The 13435-nt window shown below is 65.6% G+C and carries 14 protein-coding genes and 1 pseudogene; 9 read left to right on the plus strand and 6 right to left on the minus strand.

Annotation, left to right across the window (positions count from 1 at the left end):
• Positions 1-97 precede the first annotated feature (97 nt).
• The 5 genes from cobS (at position 98) to XH81_RS10525 (ending at position 6356) form a co-directional block, all read left to right on the plus strand.
• The gene (gene cobS / locus XH81_RS10505; protein ID WP_028141859.1) at positions 98-1096 is read left to right on the plus strand and encodes a cobaltochelatase subunit CobS; all 999 of its coding nucleotides are present in this window, start codon (positions 98-100) and stop codon (positions 1094-1096) included.
• A gap of 142 nt (positions 1097-1238) precedes the next feature.
• Positions 1239-3140, plus strand: coding sequence for a cobaltochelatase subunit CobT (cobT, locus tag XH81_RS10510; RefSeq protein ID WP_028141858.1), 1902 nt, complete (start codon positions 1239-1241; stop codon positions 3138-3140).
• Complete coding sequence (locus XH81_RS10515) at positions 3137-4231, plus strand: esterase-like activity of phytase family protein (RefSeq protein WP_028141857.1); 1095 nt, start codon at positions 3137-3139, stop codon at positions 4229-4231. The genes cobT and XH81_RS10515 overlap by 4 nt, the downstream gene beginning before the upstream one ends.
• Positions 4232-4529: 298 nt before the next feature.
• On the plus strand, positions 4530-5642 hold the full coding sequence (locus tag XH81_RS10520; RefSeq protein WP_028141856.1) for an NADH:flavin oxidoreductase/NADH oxidase: 1113 nt from the start codon (positions 4530-4532) through the stop codon (positions 5640-5642).
• Positions 5643-5948: 306 nt separating this feature from the next.
• A complete protein-coding gene (locus tag XH81_RS10525; protein ID WP_028141855.1) occupies positions 5949-6356 on the plus strand; it encodes a hypothetical protein in 408 nt (135 codons plus the stop codon).
• Positions 6357-6403: 47 nt separating this feature from the next.
• Here the strand turns inward: XH81_RS10525 and XH81_RS10530 are convergent, their stop codons facing one another.
• The 3 genes from XH81_RS10530 to XH81_RS10540 form a co-directional block, all read right to left on the minus strand.
• Positions 6404-6649, minus strand: a complete 246-nt coding sequence (locus tag XH81_RS10530; RefSeq protein ID WP_026201681.1) for a PilZ domain-containing protein — start codon at positions 6647-6649, stop codon at positions 6404-6406.
• Positions 6650-6993: 344 nt separating this feature from the next.
• Positions 6994-8307, minus strand: coding sequence for a DUF2235 domain-containing protein (locus XH81_RS10535; protein WP_038973644.1), 1314 nt, complete (start codon positions 8305-8307; stop codon positions 6994-6996).
• A 130-nt stretch (positions 8308-8437) separates the two neighbouring features.
• The gene (locus XH81_RS10540) at positions 8438-8794 is read right to left on the minus strand and encodes a hypothetical protein (RefSeq protein WP_271596168.1); all 357 of its coding nucleotides are present in this window, start codon (positions 8792-8794) and stop codon (positions 8438-8440) included.
• Between the two features lie 322 nt (positions 8795-9116).
• Here XH81_RS10540 and XH81_RS10545 point away from each other — a divergent pair, with 322 nt between their 5' ends.
• The 4 genes from XH81_RS10545 to XH81_RS10560 all read left to right on the plus strand — a co-directional run bounded on the left by XH81_RS10545 (position 9117) and on the right by XH81_RS10560 (position 10913).
• Positions 9117-9383, plus strand: coding sequence for a hypothetical protein (locus XH81_RS10545; RefSeq protein WP_038951165.1), 267 nt, complete (start codon positions 9117-9119; stop codon positions 9381-9383).
• Positions 9376-9672: a hypothetical protein gene (locus XH81_RS10550; protein ID WP_038951164.1), complete on the plus strand. Its 297-nt coding sequence runs from the start codon at positions 9376-9378 to the stop codon at positions 9670-9672. The genes XH81_RS10545 and XH81_RS10550 overlap by 8 nt, the downstream gene beginning before the upstream one ends.
• Before the next feature lie 190 nt (positions 9673-9862).
• Positions 9863-10141, plus strand: a complete 279-nt coding sequence (locus tag XH81_RS10555) for a DUF1488 family protein (RefSeq protein WP_028141851.1) — start codon at positions 9863-9865, stop codon at positions 10139-10141.
• Between the two features lie 91 nt (positions 10142-10232).
• On the plus strand, positions 10233-10913 hold the full coding sequence (locus XH81_RS10560) for a hypothetical protein (protein WP_038951163.1): 681 nt from the start codon (positions 10233-10235) through the stop codon (positions 10911-10913).
• A 301-nt stretch (positions 10914-11214) separates the two neighbouring features.
• Here XH81_RS10560 and ftsZ read toward each other — a convergent pair whose 3' ends face one another.
• The 3 genes and pseudogenes from ftsZ to XH81_RS38725 form a co-directional block, all read right to left on the minus strand.
• Positions 11215-12471: a cell division protein FtsZ gene (ftsZ, locus tag XH81_RS10565; protein ID WP_038951161.1), complete on the minus strand. Its 1257-nt coding sequence runs from the start codon at positions 12469-12471 to the stop codon at positions 11215-11217.
• Positions 12472-12668: 197 nt separating this feature from the next.
• Positions 12669-13181 (minus strand): hypothetical protein, encoded by a 513-nt coding sequence (locus XH81_RS10570; RefSeq protein WP_038951160.1) that lies wholly within the window; start codon positions 13179-13181, stop codon positions 12669-12671.
• A 116-nt stretch (positions 13182-13297) separates the two neighbouring features.
• A pseudogene (locus XH81_RS38725) lies at positions 13298-13432 on the minus strand (DUF2235 domain-containing protein); the annotation flags it as partial.
• Positions 13433-13435 lie beyond the last annotated feature (3 nt).

Consider the following 13435-nt stretch of genomic DNA (forward strand, 5'->3'; position numbering starts at 1 on the left):
GCCGGCCACTGGTCTCTGATAGGTTGATTTTCAGCACCCAGCCGCAGCCAACGTGCAAATAACTGGTTTCGGGACCGCCCGGGACCTCGGAGGATTGATGACGACCGCCGCCCTGTCCAAAGTTGAGGAAGTTTCCGGTCTGCCCGACATGAAGGTGTCGGTGCGGCAGGTGTTCGGGATCGACAGCGATCTCGAAGTCCCTGCCTATTCCGAAGTCGATCCTCACGTGCCCGAAGTCGATTCCGACTATCGCTTCGACCGCGCCACCACGCTCGCCATTCTCGCCGGCTTCGCCCGCAACCGCCGCGTGATGGTGACCGGCTATCACGGCACCGGCAAATCCACCCATATCGAGCAGGTCGCGGCACGGCTGAACTGGCCCTGCGTCCGCGTCAACCTTGACAGCCACATCAGCCGTATCGACCTCGTCGGCAAGGACTCGATCGTGGTCCGTGACGGCAAGCAGGTCACCGAATTCCGCGACGGTATCCTGCCCTGGGCGCTGCAGAACAATGTCGCACTGGTGTTCGACGAATACGACGCCGGCCGCCCCGACGTGATGTTCGTGATCCAGCGCGTGCTGGAAGTCTCGGGCCGCCTGACGCTGCTCGACCAGAACAAGGTGATCAAGCCGCATCCGGCGTTCCGGCTTTTCGCCACGGCGAATACGGTTGGCCTCGGCGACACCTCGGGCCTCTATCACGGCACCCAGCAGATCAACCAGGGCCAGATGGACCGCTGGTCGATCGTCACCACGCTGAACTATCTCAGCCATGACGAGGAAGTGGAGATCGTGCTGGCCAAGGCCAAGCATTATCGCACGCAGGAAGGCCGCGACATCGTCAACAAGATGGTGCGCCTCGCCGATCTCACCCGTAACGCTTTCGCCAATGGCGATCTGTCGACGGTGATGAGCCCGCGCACGGTGATCACCTGGGCGGAGAACGCCGACATCTTCGGCGATATCGGCTTCGCGTTCCGCGTCACCTTCCTCAACAAGTGCGACGAGCTCGAACGTCCCCTGGTCGCCGAGTTCTACCAGCGCTGCTTCAACGCAGAGCTGCCGGAATCGGCGGTGAATGTGGCGCTGAGCTGATCTCTCACGGTGTGTCGTCCCGGCGAACGCCGGGACCCATACCGCGTGATGTTTCGATTGAAACGACGCTGATAGTTTCCTGACACGAGAGCGGCCGGTGGTTATGGGTCCCGGCGTTCGCCGGGACGACAGATAGGGTCAGATGACCACCTCCAACTCCAAATTCCGCAGCACCAAGGAAGCGCCGACCGAGCCGTTCAAGCGCTCGGTGGCCTCCTGCCTCAAGGCGATCGCCAAGACGCCGGAGCTGGACGTCAGTTTCGCGGCCGAGCGGCCGGGCCTCGCGCCCGGCAAGGCGCGGCTGCCCGAGCCCGCGCGCAAAATGACCAAGCGTGATGCCGCCATCGTGCGCGGTCATGCCGATTCCATCGCGCTCAAGATCGCCTGTCACGATGCCAAGCTGCATCGCAAGCTGATGCCCGGCAATCCGCAGGCGCGCGGCGTGTTCGAGGCGGTGGAGCAGGCGAGGGTGGAGGCGATCGGCGCGCGCCGCATGGCGGGCGTTGCGAAAAACCTCACCGCGATGCTCGACGACCATTTCCACCGCGGCAAGTTCGACGAGATCACCGACCGTGCCGACGCGCCGCTGGCCGACGCGCTGGCGATGCTGGTGCGCGAGCGCCTGACCGGCATGGCGCCGCCGACGGCCGCGAAGAAGATGGTCGATCTCTGGCGTCCCATTCTCGAAGACAAGATCGGCAAGCGGCTCGACCGGCTCGACACCCTGGTCGAGGACCAGACCCGGTTCGGCGACGCCGTGCACGATCTCCTGACCGCGCTCGATATCGGCGACGAGCGCAACGCCGACAGCGAAGACAATGACGAGAACGACGAGAACCAGGACGGCGACAACGACCAGTCCGGCGCCGAAGGCTCGCCCGATTCCGACGCCGCGCAGGAGATGAGCGCCGACCAGGCGCAGGCGAGCTCGGAAGAGATGAGCGAGAGCGCGATGGAAAGCGCGCAGGCCTCGACCTCGGACACGTTCGACGACGGTGAGCTCGGTGACGACGAGACGCCGGGCGAGGCGACGCGTCCGAATTCGCACGGCAAGAACGAGCCGCGCGGGCCGGAATATCACGCCTTCGCGCCGAAATTCGACGAGATCATCGCCGCCGAAGACCTCTGCGACCATGACGAGCTGGAGCGCCTGCGCGCCTATCTCGACAAGCAGCTCGCGCATCTTCAGGGCATCGTCGCCCGCCTCGCGAACCGCCTGCAGCGCCGCCTGATGGCGCAGCAGAACCGCGCCTGGGAGTTCGATCTCGAAGAGGGCATTCTGGACCCCGCGCGCCTGTCGCGCGTCGTCACCGATCCCTATCATCCGCTGTCCTTCATGCACGAGAAGGAGGCCACGTTCCGCGACACCGTGGTGACGCTGCTGCTCGACAATTCCGGCTCCATGCGCGGACGGCCCATTACGGTCGCGGCGACCTGCGCCGACATCCTCGCGCGCACGCTGGAGCGTTGCGGCGTCAAGGTCGAGATTTTGGGATTTACCACGCGCGCCTGGAAAGGTGGCCAGTCCCGCGAAGCGTGGCTTGCCGCCGGCAAGCCGGCCAATCCCGGCCGCCTCAACGATCTCCGCCACATCATCTACAAGTCGGCGGATGCTCCGTGGCGTCGTGCGCGAAAAAATCTCGGCCTGATGATGCGCGAGGGTCTCCTCAAGGAGAACATCGACGGCGAGGCGCTGGACTGGGCGCATAAGCGCCTCCTGGGCCGGCCCGAGCAGCGCAAGATCCTGATGATGATCTCGGACGGTGCGCCGGTCGACGATTCCACGCTGTCGGTCAATCCCGGCAATTATCTCGAGCGGCATCTGCGCCACATCATCGAGGAGATCGAGACCCGCTCGCCGGTCGAGCTGATCGCGATCGGCATCGGCCACGACGTGACGCGCTATTATCGCCGCGCCGTGACGATCGTGGATGCCGAGGAGCTCGGCGGCGCCATCACCGAGAAGCTCGCTGAACTCTTCAGCGAGACCAACACCGCACCCACCCAGCCGGCCGGTCGCCCGCGACGCAAATTGCATTCGTGAGCACGCATCGATCCCGCCGCAGCTTTATCGGCTTTGCAGCGGCGGGATTTTCCACACTCGCAGTCTCTCGCTTCGCGCTGGCGCAAGCCGCGGCCGAGCCGCCGCCGCGCGCGCTTCAGGTCGAGAACGCCGTCGTCGAGCCTGTCAGCGTCGAGGTCAACGCGCGCGCCATTCCCAATTTCGAGCCGCGCGACCGCACGCGCACGCGCTTCGGCTCGCTGGACTATCGCAGCGGCCTGGTGCTGACCTCGCGCTATCGCGGCTTTGGCGGATTGTCCGGCATCCGGCTCGACGCCAAGGGCGAGGGCTTCCTCGCGGTCTCCGACCAGGGCGGCTGGTTCACCGGTCGCATCCGCTACGCCAATGGCAAGATGACCGGGCTCGACGACGTCGAGGCCGCGCCGCTGCTCGGCGCCGAGGGGCGGCCGATCACGGAAAAGCGCCTGTGGTGGGATTCGGAATCGATCGCGCGCGACGGCAATTTCGTCTATGTCGGGCTCGAGCGCGTCAACCAGATCCTGCGCTACGACTTCTCCAAGGGCGGCACGCGCGCGCGCGGCGAGGTGGTGCCGGTGCCGGCGGGGATCCGCAAGCTGCCCTCCAACAAGGGGCTGGAGGCGCTGGTCGTCGTGCCCAAAGAAAAGGACAAGGGCAAAGACCAGAACATGCCGCTGGCGGGCACCCTGATCGCCTTCTCCGAGCGCGGGCTGGATGCCGACGGCAACCTCACAGCCTTCCTGATCGGCGGTCCCTCGCCCGGCCAGTTCAGCGTGCGCCGCACCGAGAAATACGACATCAGCGATGCCGTGCTGCTGCCCTCCGGCGAGCTTCTGATCCTGGAGCGCAAATTCTCCTGGTTCACCGGCGTCAACATCCGCATCCGCTCGATCCCGCTGAAGTCGATCGCCCCTGGCGCGCTGGTCGACGGCCCCGCGCTGTTCGCCGCCGATCTCGGCCACGAGGTCGACAACATGGAAGGCATCGACGCCCACGTCACGCCCGACGGCGAGACCGTGCTGACGCTGATCTCCGACGACAATTTTTCGATGCTGCAGCGGACCCTGCTGCTGCAATTCACGCTGGCGGAGTAGGCCACTGCTGTCGTCCCGGGGCGCGACGAAGTCGCGAGTCCGGGACCCATACCCACAAGGCGTGATTTGACGATGACCCGGAGTGGCAGTTCGCTCGACGACTTTGTCCTGTGGCTATGGATCCCGGATCTGCGCTGACGCTTGTCCGGGATGACAGCGGAATTTGCCGCGTCATCTCGCGACCACATTGCGGGAATGCACGCCGAGGCGAGCCGCCATTCCCCAGCGCGCCTAGCAATCGTCTGTCCGCATACTACACTCTTTCCACTGCCCCTCTCATCCCCCGGAACTCCCCCGCATGAGCGTCCTGTTTTCCCCGATCAAGCTGCGCGGCCTGACGTTGAAGAACCGCATCGTGGTGTCGCCGATGTGCCAATATTCGGCCGACGACGGCGTCGCCAATGACTGGCACTTCACCCACATCAACAATCTCAGCCTGTCGGGCGCGGCGATGTTCTGCATCGAGGCGACCCATGTCGAGGCGATCGGCCGCATCACGCCGGGCTGCCTCGGGCTCTACAGCGATGCCGCCGAGGCCGCGCTGAAGCAGGTGCTCGCCTCGGTGCGCAAGCATTCCTCCACCGCGATCGCGATGCAGCTCGCCCATGCGGGCCGGAAAGCGTCGAGCGCGCGGCCCTGGGACGGCGGCCAGCTGATCCCGGTGGAGCAGGGCGGCTGGCAGACGGTGGCGCCATCGGCGCTGCCGCACAAGGAAGGCGAAGCCGCGCCGCTCGCGCTGGACGCAGCGGGCCTCAAGCGCATCCGCGAGGCCTTCGTCGATGCAGCTCGCCGCGCCGAGCGCATCGGCATCGACGCCATCGAGCTGCACGGCGCGCACGGCTATCTCTTGCATCAGTTCCTGTCGCCGATCTCCAACAGGCGCACCGACGAATATGGCGGGTCTTTGCAGAACCGCATGCGCTTTCCGCTCGAGATCTTTGATGCGGTGCGCGCCGTCTTCCCGCACGACAAGCCGGTCGGCATGCGGGTGTCGTCGACCGACTGGGTCGAGGGCGGCTGGGATCTGGCGCAGACGATCGAGTTCGCCAACGCGCTGAAGGCGCGCGGCGTCGACTGGATCGATGCCTCCTCCGGCGGCGTCTCGCCGCTGCAGAAGATCCCGCTCGGCCCCGGCTATCAGGTGCAGTTCGCGGAGGCGATCAAGCGCGAGACCGGATTGCCGACGATCGCCGTCGGCCTGATCACCGACGGCAGGCAGGCCGAAGAGATCGTCGCATCCGGCAAGGCCGACATGGTCGCGCTCGCCCGCGGCATGCTCTACGACCCGCGCTGGGCCTGGCACGCCGCCGCCGATGTCGGCGGCGAGGTCGAAGCCCCGCCGCAATACTGGCGCTCGCAGCCCTCGACGCAGAAGGCGCTGTTCGGCAAGACCACGTTCGGGGCGCGGTAGGGGCCGCGTGTGCGTGCTGCACGTGTGGCGCGATACCCGCGCCACAAACTCTGCTGTCGTCCCTGCGCATGCAGGGACCCATACCGCGTGATCCATCGATGGCGCGCGGTGCCGGTTGACAACTTAACTAAGAGTCTTCGCCTCACCACTTCCTGTGGTTATGGGTCCCTGCGTGCGCAGGGACGACAGCGGAGAATGTCGCGCGGCGCTTTCGCCCACCCCTCCCCCTCCGTAAATCTCCCCAGCTTCCACCCCCCGCAAAACTGGCCTAACCTTGCGCGACCCCACTCCTCGCGGAGGCCCGCCATGCGTTTTCGTGTTCGCCAAACCGCCCATGTGTTCGAGCGCGTGGGGCTTGCGATGGCCGGCGCGGCGTGCGGGCTGTTCGTCGGCGCCTATGTGGGATCGGCGATATCAGCGCTCACCACGCAGGGGTTTCTGATGGTGATGATGCTGCTGGGCTTCGTCGGCTTCTATCTCGGCATCGACACGCCGCAATTGCCGTTCGACGAGGCGCATAGCGCGATCGACGCCGCCGAATTCCTCAGCGCCGCCGGCACGCTCTGCGCCACGCTCACCGCGCTCGCCTCCGTCGCCGTCATCGTGCTCCGTCTCGACCCGCACATGGCCTGGACCTGGCTCGCTCTGCTCGGCTGGATCGCCGGCGTCGCCATGCAGATCGTCGGCGGCGCGAAAGCGAGGATGCGGAAGTAGCTTCCTCTTGACCCTCCCCCGCAAGGGGAGGGCAAGCAAGATGTCCCTCAGAACACCACGCCCACCCGCGTGCCGCGCTTCCAGGCGATGCGGCAGCGCTTCTTGGTGTTGACGTGCAGCAGCTCGAATCTGTCGGGGATGTTCACCTGGCCGCCGAGATCGACGCAGGCGCCGCCGGGCGAATAGTCGATCAGCGTGCAGTTGATCACAGGTGCGCGCGGGTCGGTGATGATCTTGGCCTGGCGCGACACCAGCCCGGCAGGCTTCACGCGGGCATATTTACGCGGATACATTGGCACTCTCCTCCAATTCCGCAGGTCTAGCGGTGGATCCTGTGCAGGATGATGCGGATGAGTTGATGCGATCCGGCTAAGGCGGGCGGGAGAATTTTAATGAAAAGTAGCGGCGAAGGAAGAAAGCGGCGGTAGCGGGGTGGGGCCGCCTCAAACTCCGTCGTCGTCCCTGCGAAAGCAGGGACCCATACCGCGTGATGTCTCGGTTGCGCCCGAAAGCAGTCCCGAACAACGAGTCTTCGCCAAACCACTTCCTGTGGTTATGGGTCCCTGCTTTCGCAGGGACGACCGCGGTGATGTTGGCGCACCTGCCTCCACACCCGTTAATGAGAGCGCCGCCCTCCTCACATCTCCGCCGTCTCCATCTCCGCATGCTGCGGCCCCACCGGCATCGGCACCGTCACGTACTCCTTCGGTAAATTCACCGGCCGATAGTCCGGCTCCACGGCCATCCGCTTCAACACGCTCTCATGCACATGCGCGCCTTCGGGGATGGGGCGCGGCTCGCAATCGGGGATGTAGAAGCCGAGAAACACTTTCCGCTCCGGCCACTCCCGGTACTTCGCGCTCTTCGGCAGATATTCCAGAACCCGCCAGCCCGGCGTCATCGAATCGTGCAGCACGCCCGTCTTCCCAGTGTAGGCCGGCTCGACATATTGGAACGGTGAGTTCTTGCGCTGGATGCCCCAGGCGAGCTGCTTGATGGTCGCCGGGTTGAAGTTCAGCCCCGCCTTCTCCGCCTCCGCGATCATCCAGATCAGCGGATATTTCGAGTCCCCGCTTTGCGCCTCCGGATAGCCGCCGCCGACGTCACTGTGCACGCCGGCGAACCACACCTGCAGAATGTCCTGCGGCACCTTCTTCTCGTCGGGGACATACCGGTTGCTCCAGAACTCCTGCGGCTCCCAGTACTTCTTGAGGCGGAACATGCAGCGCCGCTCGTCGATCGCGATCGCCTGCCGGAAGATCTTGACGCTGGGGTTGCGCAACGTGAAGGCGAGCTCCTCCAGGCTCGGCCAGAACAGCCGGTCGGCGCGCGGCACGATCACGCTCGCCACGGTGTCCCACACGCCGATGAAATGGATGGTCGGCCAGCGCGTCGAGGTGATGCGCGCGAACTGGGCGGCGAGATCGAACTCGTCCTTCGGCAGCGGCCCCTGGTCGTCGAAGGCGACGTCCGAGAGATCCTCGAGGTCGTTGCCGCGCCCGGTGCCGGAATATTGCTTGTAGGCGACGAGGCCCGAGCCTGCGAGGTTCGCCTGCTCCGGCCTGATCAGCCCGACCTTGTGGATCAGCCCCGCCAGCACGCGAACCGTGTAGGCCCCGCGCGAAAAGCCGAACAGGTAGATGCGGTCGCCCGGCGCGTAATGCTCGACCAGGAAGCAATAGGCCGACAGCACGTTGTCGTCGAGCCCGTAGCCGGTGGCGAGCCCCAGCACCAGGTTGATATTGGCCTTGAGCCGGTGCCACGTCGTCGGCTCCGTCACCGTGCCGACGCCCGGATCGTAAAACACCATCTGCCGCGGCTGCGTCCTGTCGGTCTTGCGCAGGCAGCGATAGAGCTTCAGGACGTTGGAGATGTTCTCCGAGATCTCGTTGCCGGTGCCGTCACAGCAGATGACGAGGTTTTTCGGCGCGGTCGTGCGGTCGTGCTCCACGGGTCATCCCCTCCCGGTAATGCTACCGGGACGAGTATAGCAAAAAAGCGCGACGGCGAGGAGCCGGCGAACTCAGCCGCGACGGCGCTACGCTCCCTCGCCCCGCAGGCGGGGCGGGCGAAGGAAGCCGCTACTTCTTCTTCCCCGGTCCGAAATCCGGCTGCCAGGCCACATCCTTGCGGCTCGGCGCTGCCGCGATCACCTTGGCCTTGTCCTTCTTCGGCTTCTTGGTCTCGCGATTGCCGCGTTGCTGTCCCTTGGCCATGTCGGTCTCCTTCTGAGATTTATCTGGGGGTGCGAGTTCGTCCAGTTCGTCCGATTGCAGCACGCGTCCGCGCGGCGTGCAGACCCTCACGTCGATGGCGCCGTCGCGCAGGAATTTTCGCGCCAGCCGCAGCGCAAGGCTGGCGCTGCCGCGGCCGAGATTGGCGCAGCCATATTCGTTGGTGGCGCTGACGAGATAGGGCACGCGAATGGCCCTAGCCATTGAAGATGGCCGCCGCGCACACCAGCAGCAGAAGGAACAGCGGAACCACCACCGGCGGCACGATCCATTCGGAAAGGCGAAACTGCGACATGCTTGCTCCTGCTCGAACTTGCGGCGGGAGCGCACGTGACCCTCAGTCACCGGTCGAAGCCGTTGCGAGATGTGCGGTGATGCGATGACTCTACGCCTGCACCGCGCCGATAGCGAGGGCTAAAACGCCGCGCGCGCCGCCGACAATAACGCTGGCTATTGCCGCGCAACGCGCGCATGCTCGCGCTCGCCAGCGTCCGGTGGGGCCCCTCTTTTTGAAAGGCAGGCGCGCATGACCATCCGCTCGCGGCACGAATTCGTGACGTTCAAGCATCCGTTTCACATCCGCGGCATTGCGCGCGAACTGCCGGCGGGCCGCTACGAGGTCGTCACCGACGAGGAGATGATCGAGGGCCTGTCGTTCGCCGCCTGGCGCCGCGTCGCCACCATGATCACGGTGCCCAAGGAGGGCGCGCGCGGCGACATCACGGAAGTGCATGCGATCGGCTCGGTCGACCTCGCGGACGCTCAACGCATCGATGCGACCGCCCATGACTGATGTTCCGGTCGAGCTCGACAAGCACCGCGGCATGGCCGCGCAAAAGGCCACCGATCTGCGCCGCGCGCTGTCCGAGGTCGAGAACAATGTCCGCGAGCTGCGCGAGCGCGAGGCCGATCTCGAAAGCCGCATGCTGACGGTGCCGGCGATGTCGTGGCCGGAAGCCGCGGTGAAGGCCCGCTATCTGCTCAACCTCTATGCCGCCGGCCTGCCCGCCGAGGACACCCGCCACCGCGCGCTGGTGGCCGCCCTGTTCGACGATTTCGCAAGGCTCAACGGCGACGGCTGAAGGCGGCCGCCCCACGGGTGTCGTCCCGGACAAGCGAAGCGCAGATCCAGGACCCATAGCCACGGAATTGAGTTGTTGCAGATGCTCGTGCCACGGCGTGCTTGAATCAAGCCGACCGGGTCACAGGTCCCGGCCCCCCGTTGCGCAATGGCGCACCAGGCCGGGACGCGCGCAGTACAGGAGTAACCCCATGACGCTCACCAGCGGCCGTTTCATCGGCCACGACCAGGACCGCGGCATCGTCCAGTTCTCGATGCAGGACGGCGCGAAGGAATTCGCCTGCGCGATCTCGACCTCCGCCATGGACGATCTCGAGCGCGGCCCGCGCGCCCGCCCCAATGAGCGCGAAGCCCAGTTCACCCGCCTGCGCGAGCGCATCGAAGCCTGCGCGGGACGGAAGTACCAGGCGACGGAGTTCGAAGGCACTCCGCCGGGGATCGTGCTGCGGAGCATTGATTTTCGGGGGTAGGGGACACGGACGGCCCCATTGCCCCTCATCTGTTGATATTAACCCCTTGTTAACCATGCGGTTGCCTAATGTTGACGATGGGGGGATCACCATGTCGGCCCATGTGACGCGACCGAGGTTGATGCCTGTTTCGGCCGATCCGGCCATCCGGTCGGTGGCGAGGCTGGCGGTTCGCGCCAGGGCCGTCCTACAGGGCAAAGCGCCTGTCCTACGGAGCAAAGCCATGTTCGGAAAGGACGACTTAGTGGACAATCTCAGCCGCGATCTCGATCGCGCGCGCGGACGACGCGATGCGCTCGCATCCGAAGCCACGACCCTGACGGCGCAGATCGCCGAAATCGAAGCCCGCCTTTCTGAAGAGAAGAAAAGGCGGGAGCGTGAGCGCGTCCTGAGCGAGATCGAATTGATCAAGACGCGAGTCAAGCAGGCCGCCGGCGCGTTTGCGCCCGTCGTCGACGGTCTCTCGAGCGCGATCGAGCAGGCTGCGGCCGTCGTGCCCGAGGCGCGCGAGCTCAATAGTTTCCTCGTGTCGGTGGCGACTGAGATCGACAGCGTGCTCGATCCCCTCTTGCGCGAACTGGATCAGCGTGCGGATGCGGTGCGATCCGGACAGGCAGCGCTGGACTTGCCGAGTTCGGCCGTTGAAGCGCCGCCCATCGAGCTGCCGAAAGACCCCAACGAACGCCTGCTTCGTTTTCCGGCCTGGCTGTCGCGCGACAAGGAGTCGGACAAGAAGGAAACCGCGGAGAGCCCGCGCAGCACGGCAGCGTGAAGCATCGGCGGCTGGTTTCGTTGCGGCGCATCCTTCGAGACGCCCGATCGAGGCGGGCTCCTCAGGATGAGGACTCGTTTCCGCGGCGAGATATCAAACATTCATGGTGAGGCGCCCGCCAAAGCGGGAGAGTTGTTGTTTACTCCGTCATTCCGGGGCGCGCCTCTTGGCGCGAGCCCGGAATCCATACTCACGATGGTGGTTATGGATCCCGGGCTCGCGACTTCGTCGCGCCCCGGGATGACGACCTGTTGTTGGACTCCGTAGTCGACATGCAAGGAACCGCGGCTCTCTCGACCCCTCAGTTGGCGGCGCGGCGCAGGAAGGCCGGGATATCGAGAACGGCCTCGTCGGGCGCATTGCGCGCAGGCGCGCGGCCGTAAGGATCGAGCGGCTGAAGCGCCGCCTGCCGCGCATGGTCCAGGCCCGGCCGTGCCGGTGGCCCCACGGGGTGGTGCGGCTGCGGGCGGAGCGGCGGGCTGCCCGCTTGCGGAATGGGTGCGCTGCGCTCGATGCGATCGGCGATGCGGCGGCTGTCGTTGCGCAGCCTGCCGGCGAGCTGCGTGAGGGCGGTTTCCACCGGCAGCGCCTGCGCCGGGTCGAGATTGTCGATACCGGTCGCCACCACCGAGACGCGGACGATGCCTTCGAGGCTTTCGTCAAAGGACGCGCCGACGATGATGTTGGCGTCCGGGTCGGCCTCGTCGCGAATGCGGCTGGCCGCTTCGTCGACCTCGTACAGCATGAGATCCTTGCCGCCGGTGATGGAGATGATGAGACCACTGGCGCGCTTGATCGAGGGGTTCTCGATCAACGGATTGGAGATCGCGGCGACGGCGGCGGCGAGCACGCGCTTCTCGCCGGAGGCCTCGCCTCGTCCCATCATGGCCTTGCCCTTCTCCTTCATGACGGAGAGGACGTCGGCAAAATCGAGATTGATCAGGCCTTCCTTGACGATGAGGTCGCTGATGCAGGCCACGCCCGAATAAAGCACCTGGTCGGCAAGGGCGAAGGCATCGGCGAATGTGGTCTTGTCGCTGGCCACCCGGAACAGGTTCTGGTTCGGGATGATCAGGAGGGTGTCGACCGTCTTCAGCAGCTCCTCGATGCCGGCCTCGGCAAAGCGCATGCGGCGCTGGCCCTCGAAGTAGAACGGCTTGGTGACCACGCCGATCGTGAGAATGCCGAGCTCGCGCGCGGTCCTGGCGACGACGGGTGCAGCTCCGGTGCCGGTGCCGCCGCCCATCCCGGCCGTCACGAACACCATGTGCGCGCCGGTCAACTGATTGCGGATCGCATCGATGGCCTCCTCGGCTGCGGCGCGGCCCAGTTCCGGCTGCGAGCCGGCGCCGAGGCCTGCGGTGACATGTGTGCCGAGCTGGATGAGGTGCTTCGCCTTCGACATGGCCAGCGCCTGCGCGTCGGTGTTGGCGACCACGAACTCGACCCCTTGCAGCCCGGCCGTGATCATGTTGTTGACGGCATTGCCGCCTGCGCCGCCGACACCGAACACGACGATGCGGGCCTTCATTTCATGAATATCGATATTGCCAGCCATTTGTCCCTCGCGATTGGTCCGGCAAGCCGGGGATGGAGAAGTCTTCGAGTGCTACCTGCAAAAGCATGATCCGGACCCGAAGGGCCGCGTGAGCGCAAAGTGCGAAGCGGTTTTCCCTCGCGACAAACGCGCAACGCGTTTGCGCGGAGATCATGCTCGAACAAAAACCTGGAGCGCGATGACGATTCATCCCAATCTCATCGCGCTCTAGCCGCGCGATCTGCTTTGACGATGGCGGCGGCCAGATGTCCTAATCGCCGCGCAGCGTGTCCCGCGATCGAGCCGCCCCGGCGATCGCTCCGCAGCGCCGTCACTTCGTCTTCCAGTCGTGCCGCCCACGCATTGGCTGCCATGGTCTCGGCGGTCGCCTGCTGCAACTCGACGACGAGGCGATCGGCGCGCTCCCGCTCGCGCTCGAACACGGCCCTGTAGGCAGTTGCAACGTCTTCGAGCCGCGCGATCTCCGCCTTGAAGGCCTCGGTCTTGACGGCCTCGATCCTTGCCATGGAGGCGGCAATCGGGTCTGCCCGGCGGGCACGTCGCGGGCGGGGCGTGTACCGGAGCTCGTCGAGATCAACGCTCACCAGGGCCTTGCCGTCATCCGAACGCGAGCGCGGCAGCCGGCGTCGTCGCGCCAGCGACCGCGCGGCCTCGCGCGAGATATCGAGGCGGGCACTGAGATCGGCATACGTCAACAACGCAACGCACATCGGCGCTTCTCCTGGAGCGAACCGGGAAGGCATTTCGAGCTAATGATGGCTGGACGATTACCGCAGGCTAGGGTGCGTTGGTTAATGAACGGTTAACGGGCGCGGGGGGTGTTTACGGGTGGCGGCACCGGGCCGACCCCGAGGTCGCAGAGCACCAACTGCCGCGGATGGGTTTTGTCTAGCGGAGGCAGCGGTAGAGCTTCAGAACGTTGGAGATGTCTTCCGAGATCTCGTTGCCGGTGCCAGCAGATGAC

It is taken from the genome of Bradyrhizobium sp. CCBAU 25360, assembly GCF_028128695.1.
Classification (GTDB): Bacteria; Pseudomonadota; Alphaproteobacteria; order Rhizobiales; family Xanthobacteraceae; genus Bradyrhizobium; species Bradyrhizobium ottawaense.

Coding starts and splice junctions, on each gene's coding strand:
- cobS (WP_028141859.1), top strand. CDS start 98: ATGACGACCGCCGCCCTGTCCAAAGTTGAGGAAGTTTCCGGTCTGCCC.
- cobT (WP_028141858.1), top strand. CDS start 1,239: ATGACCACCTCCAACTCCAAATTCCGCAGCACCAAGGAAGCGCCGACC.
- XH81_RS10520 (WP_028141856.1), top strand. CDS start 4,530: ATGAGCGTCCTGTTTTCCCCGATCAAGCTGCGCGGCCTGACGTTGAAG.
- XH81_RS10525 (WP_028141855.1), top strand. CDS start 5,949: ATGCGTTTTCGTGTTCGCCAAACCGCCCATGTGTTCGAGCGCGTGGGG.
- XH81_RS10530 (WP_026201681.1), bottom strand. CDS start 6,649: ATGTATCCGCGTAAATATGCCCGCGTGAAGCCTGCCGGGCTGGTGTCG.
- XH81_RS10540 (WP_271596168.1), bottom strand. CDS start 8,794: ATGGCTAGGGCCATTCGCGTGCCCTATCTCGTCAGCGCCACCAACGAA.
- XH81_RS10545 (WP_038951165.1), top strand. CDS start 9,117: ATGACCATCCGCTCGCGGCACGAATTCGTGACGTTCAAGCATCCGTTT.
- XH81_RS10550 (WP_038951164.1), top strand. CDS start 9,376: ATGACTGATGTTCCGGTCGAGCTCGACAAGCACCGCGGCATGGCCGCG.
- XH81_RS10555 (WP_028141851.1), top strand. CDS start 9,863: ATGACGCTCACCAGCGGCCGTTTCATCGGCCACGACCAGGACCGCGGC.
- XH81_RS10560 (WP_038951163.1), top strand. CDS start 10,233: ATGTCGGCCCATGTGACGCGACCGAGGTTGATGCCTGTTTCGGCCGAT.
- ftsZ (WP_038951161.1), bottom strand. CDS start 12,471: ATGGCTGGCAATATCGATATTCATGAAATGAAGGCCCGCATCGTCGTG.
- XH81_RS10570 (WP_038951160.1), bottom strand. CDS start 13,181: ATGTGCGTTGCGTTGTTGACGTATGCCGATCTCAGTGCCCGCCTCGAT.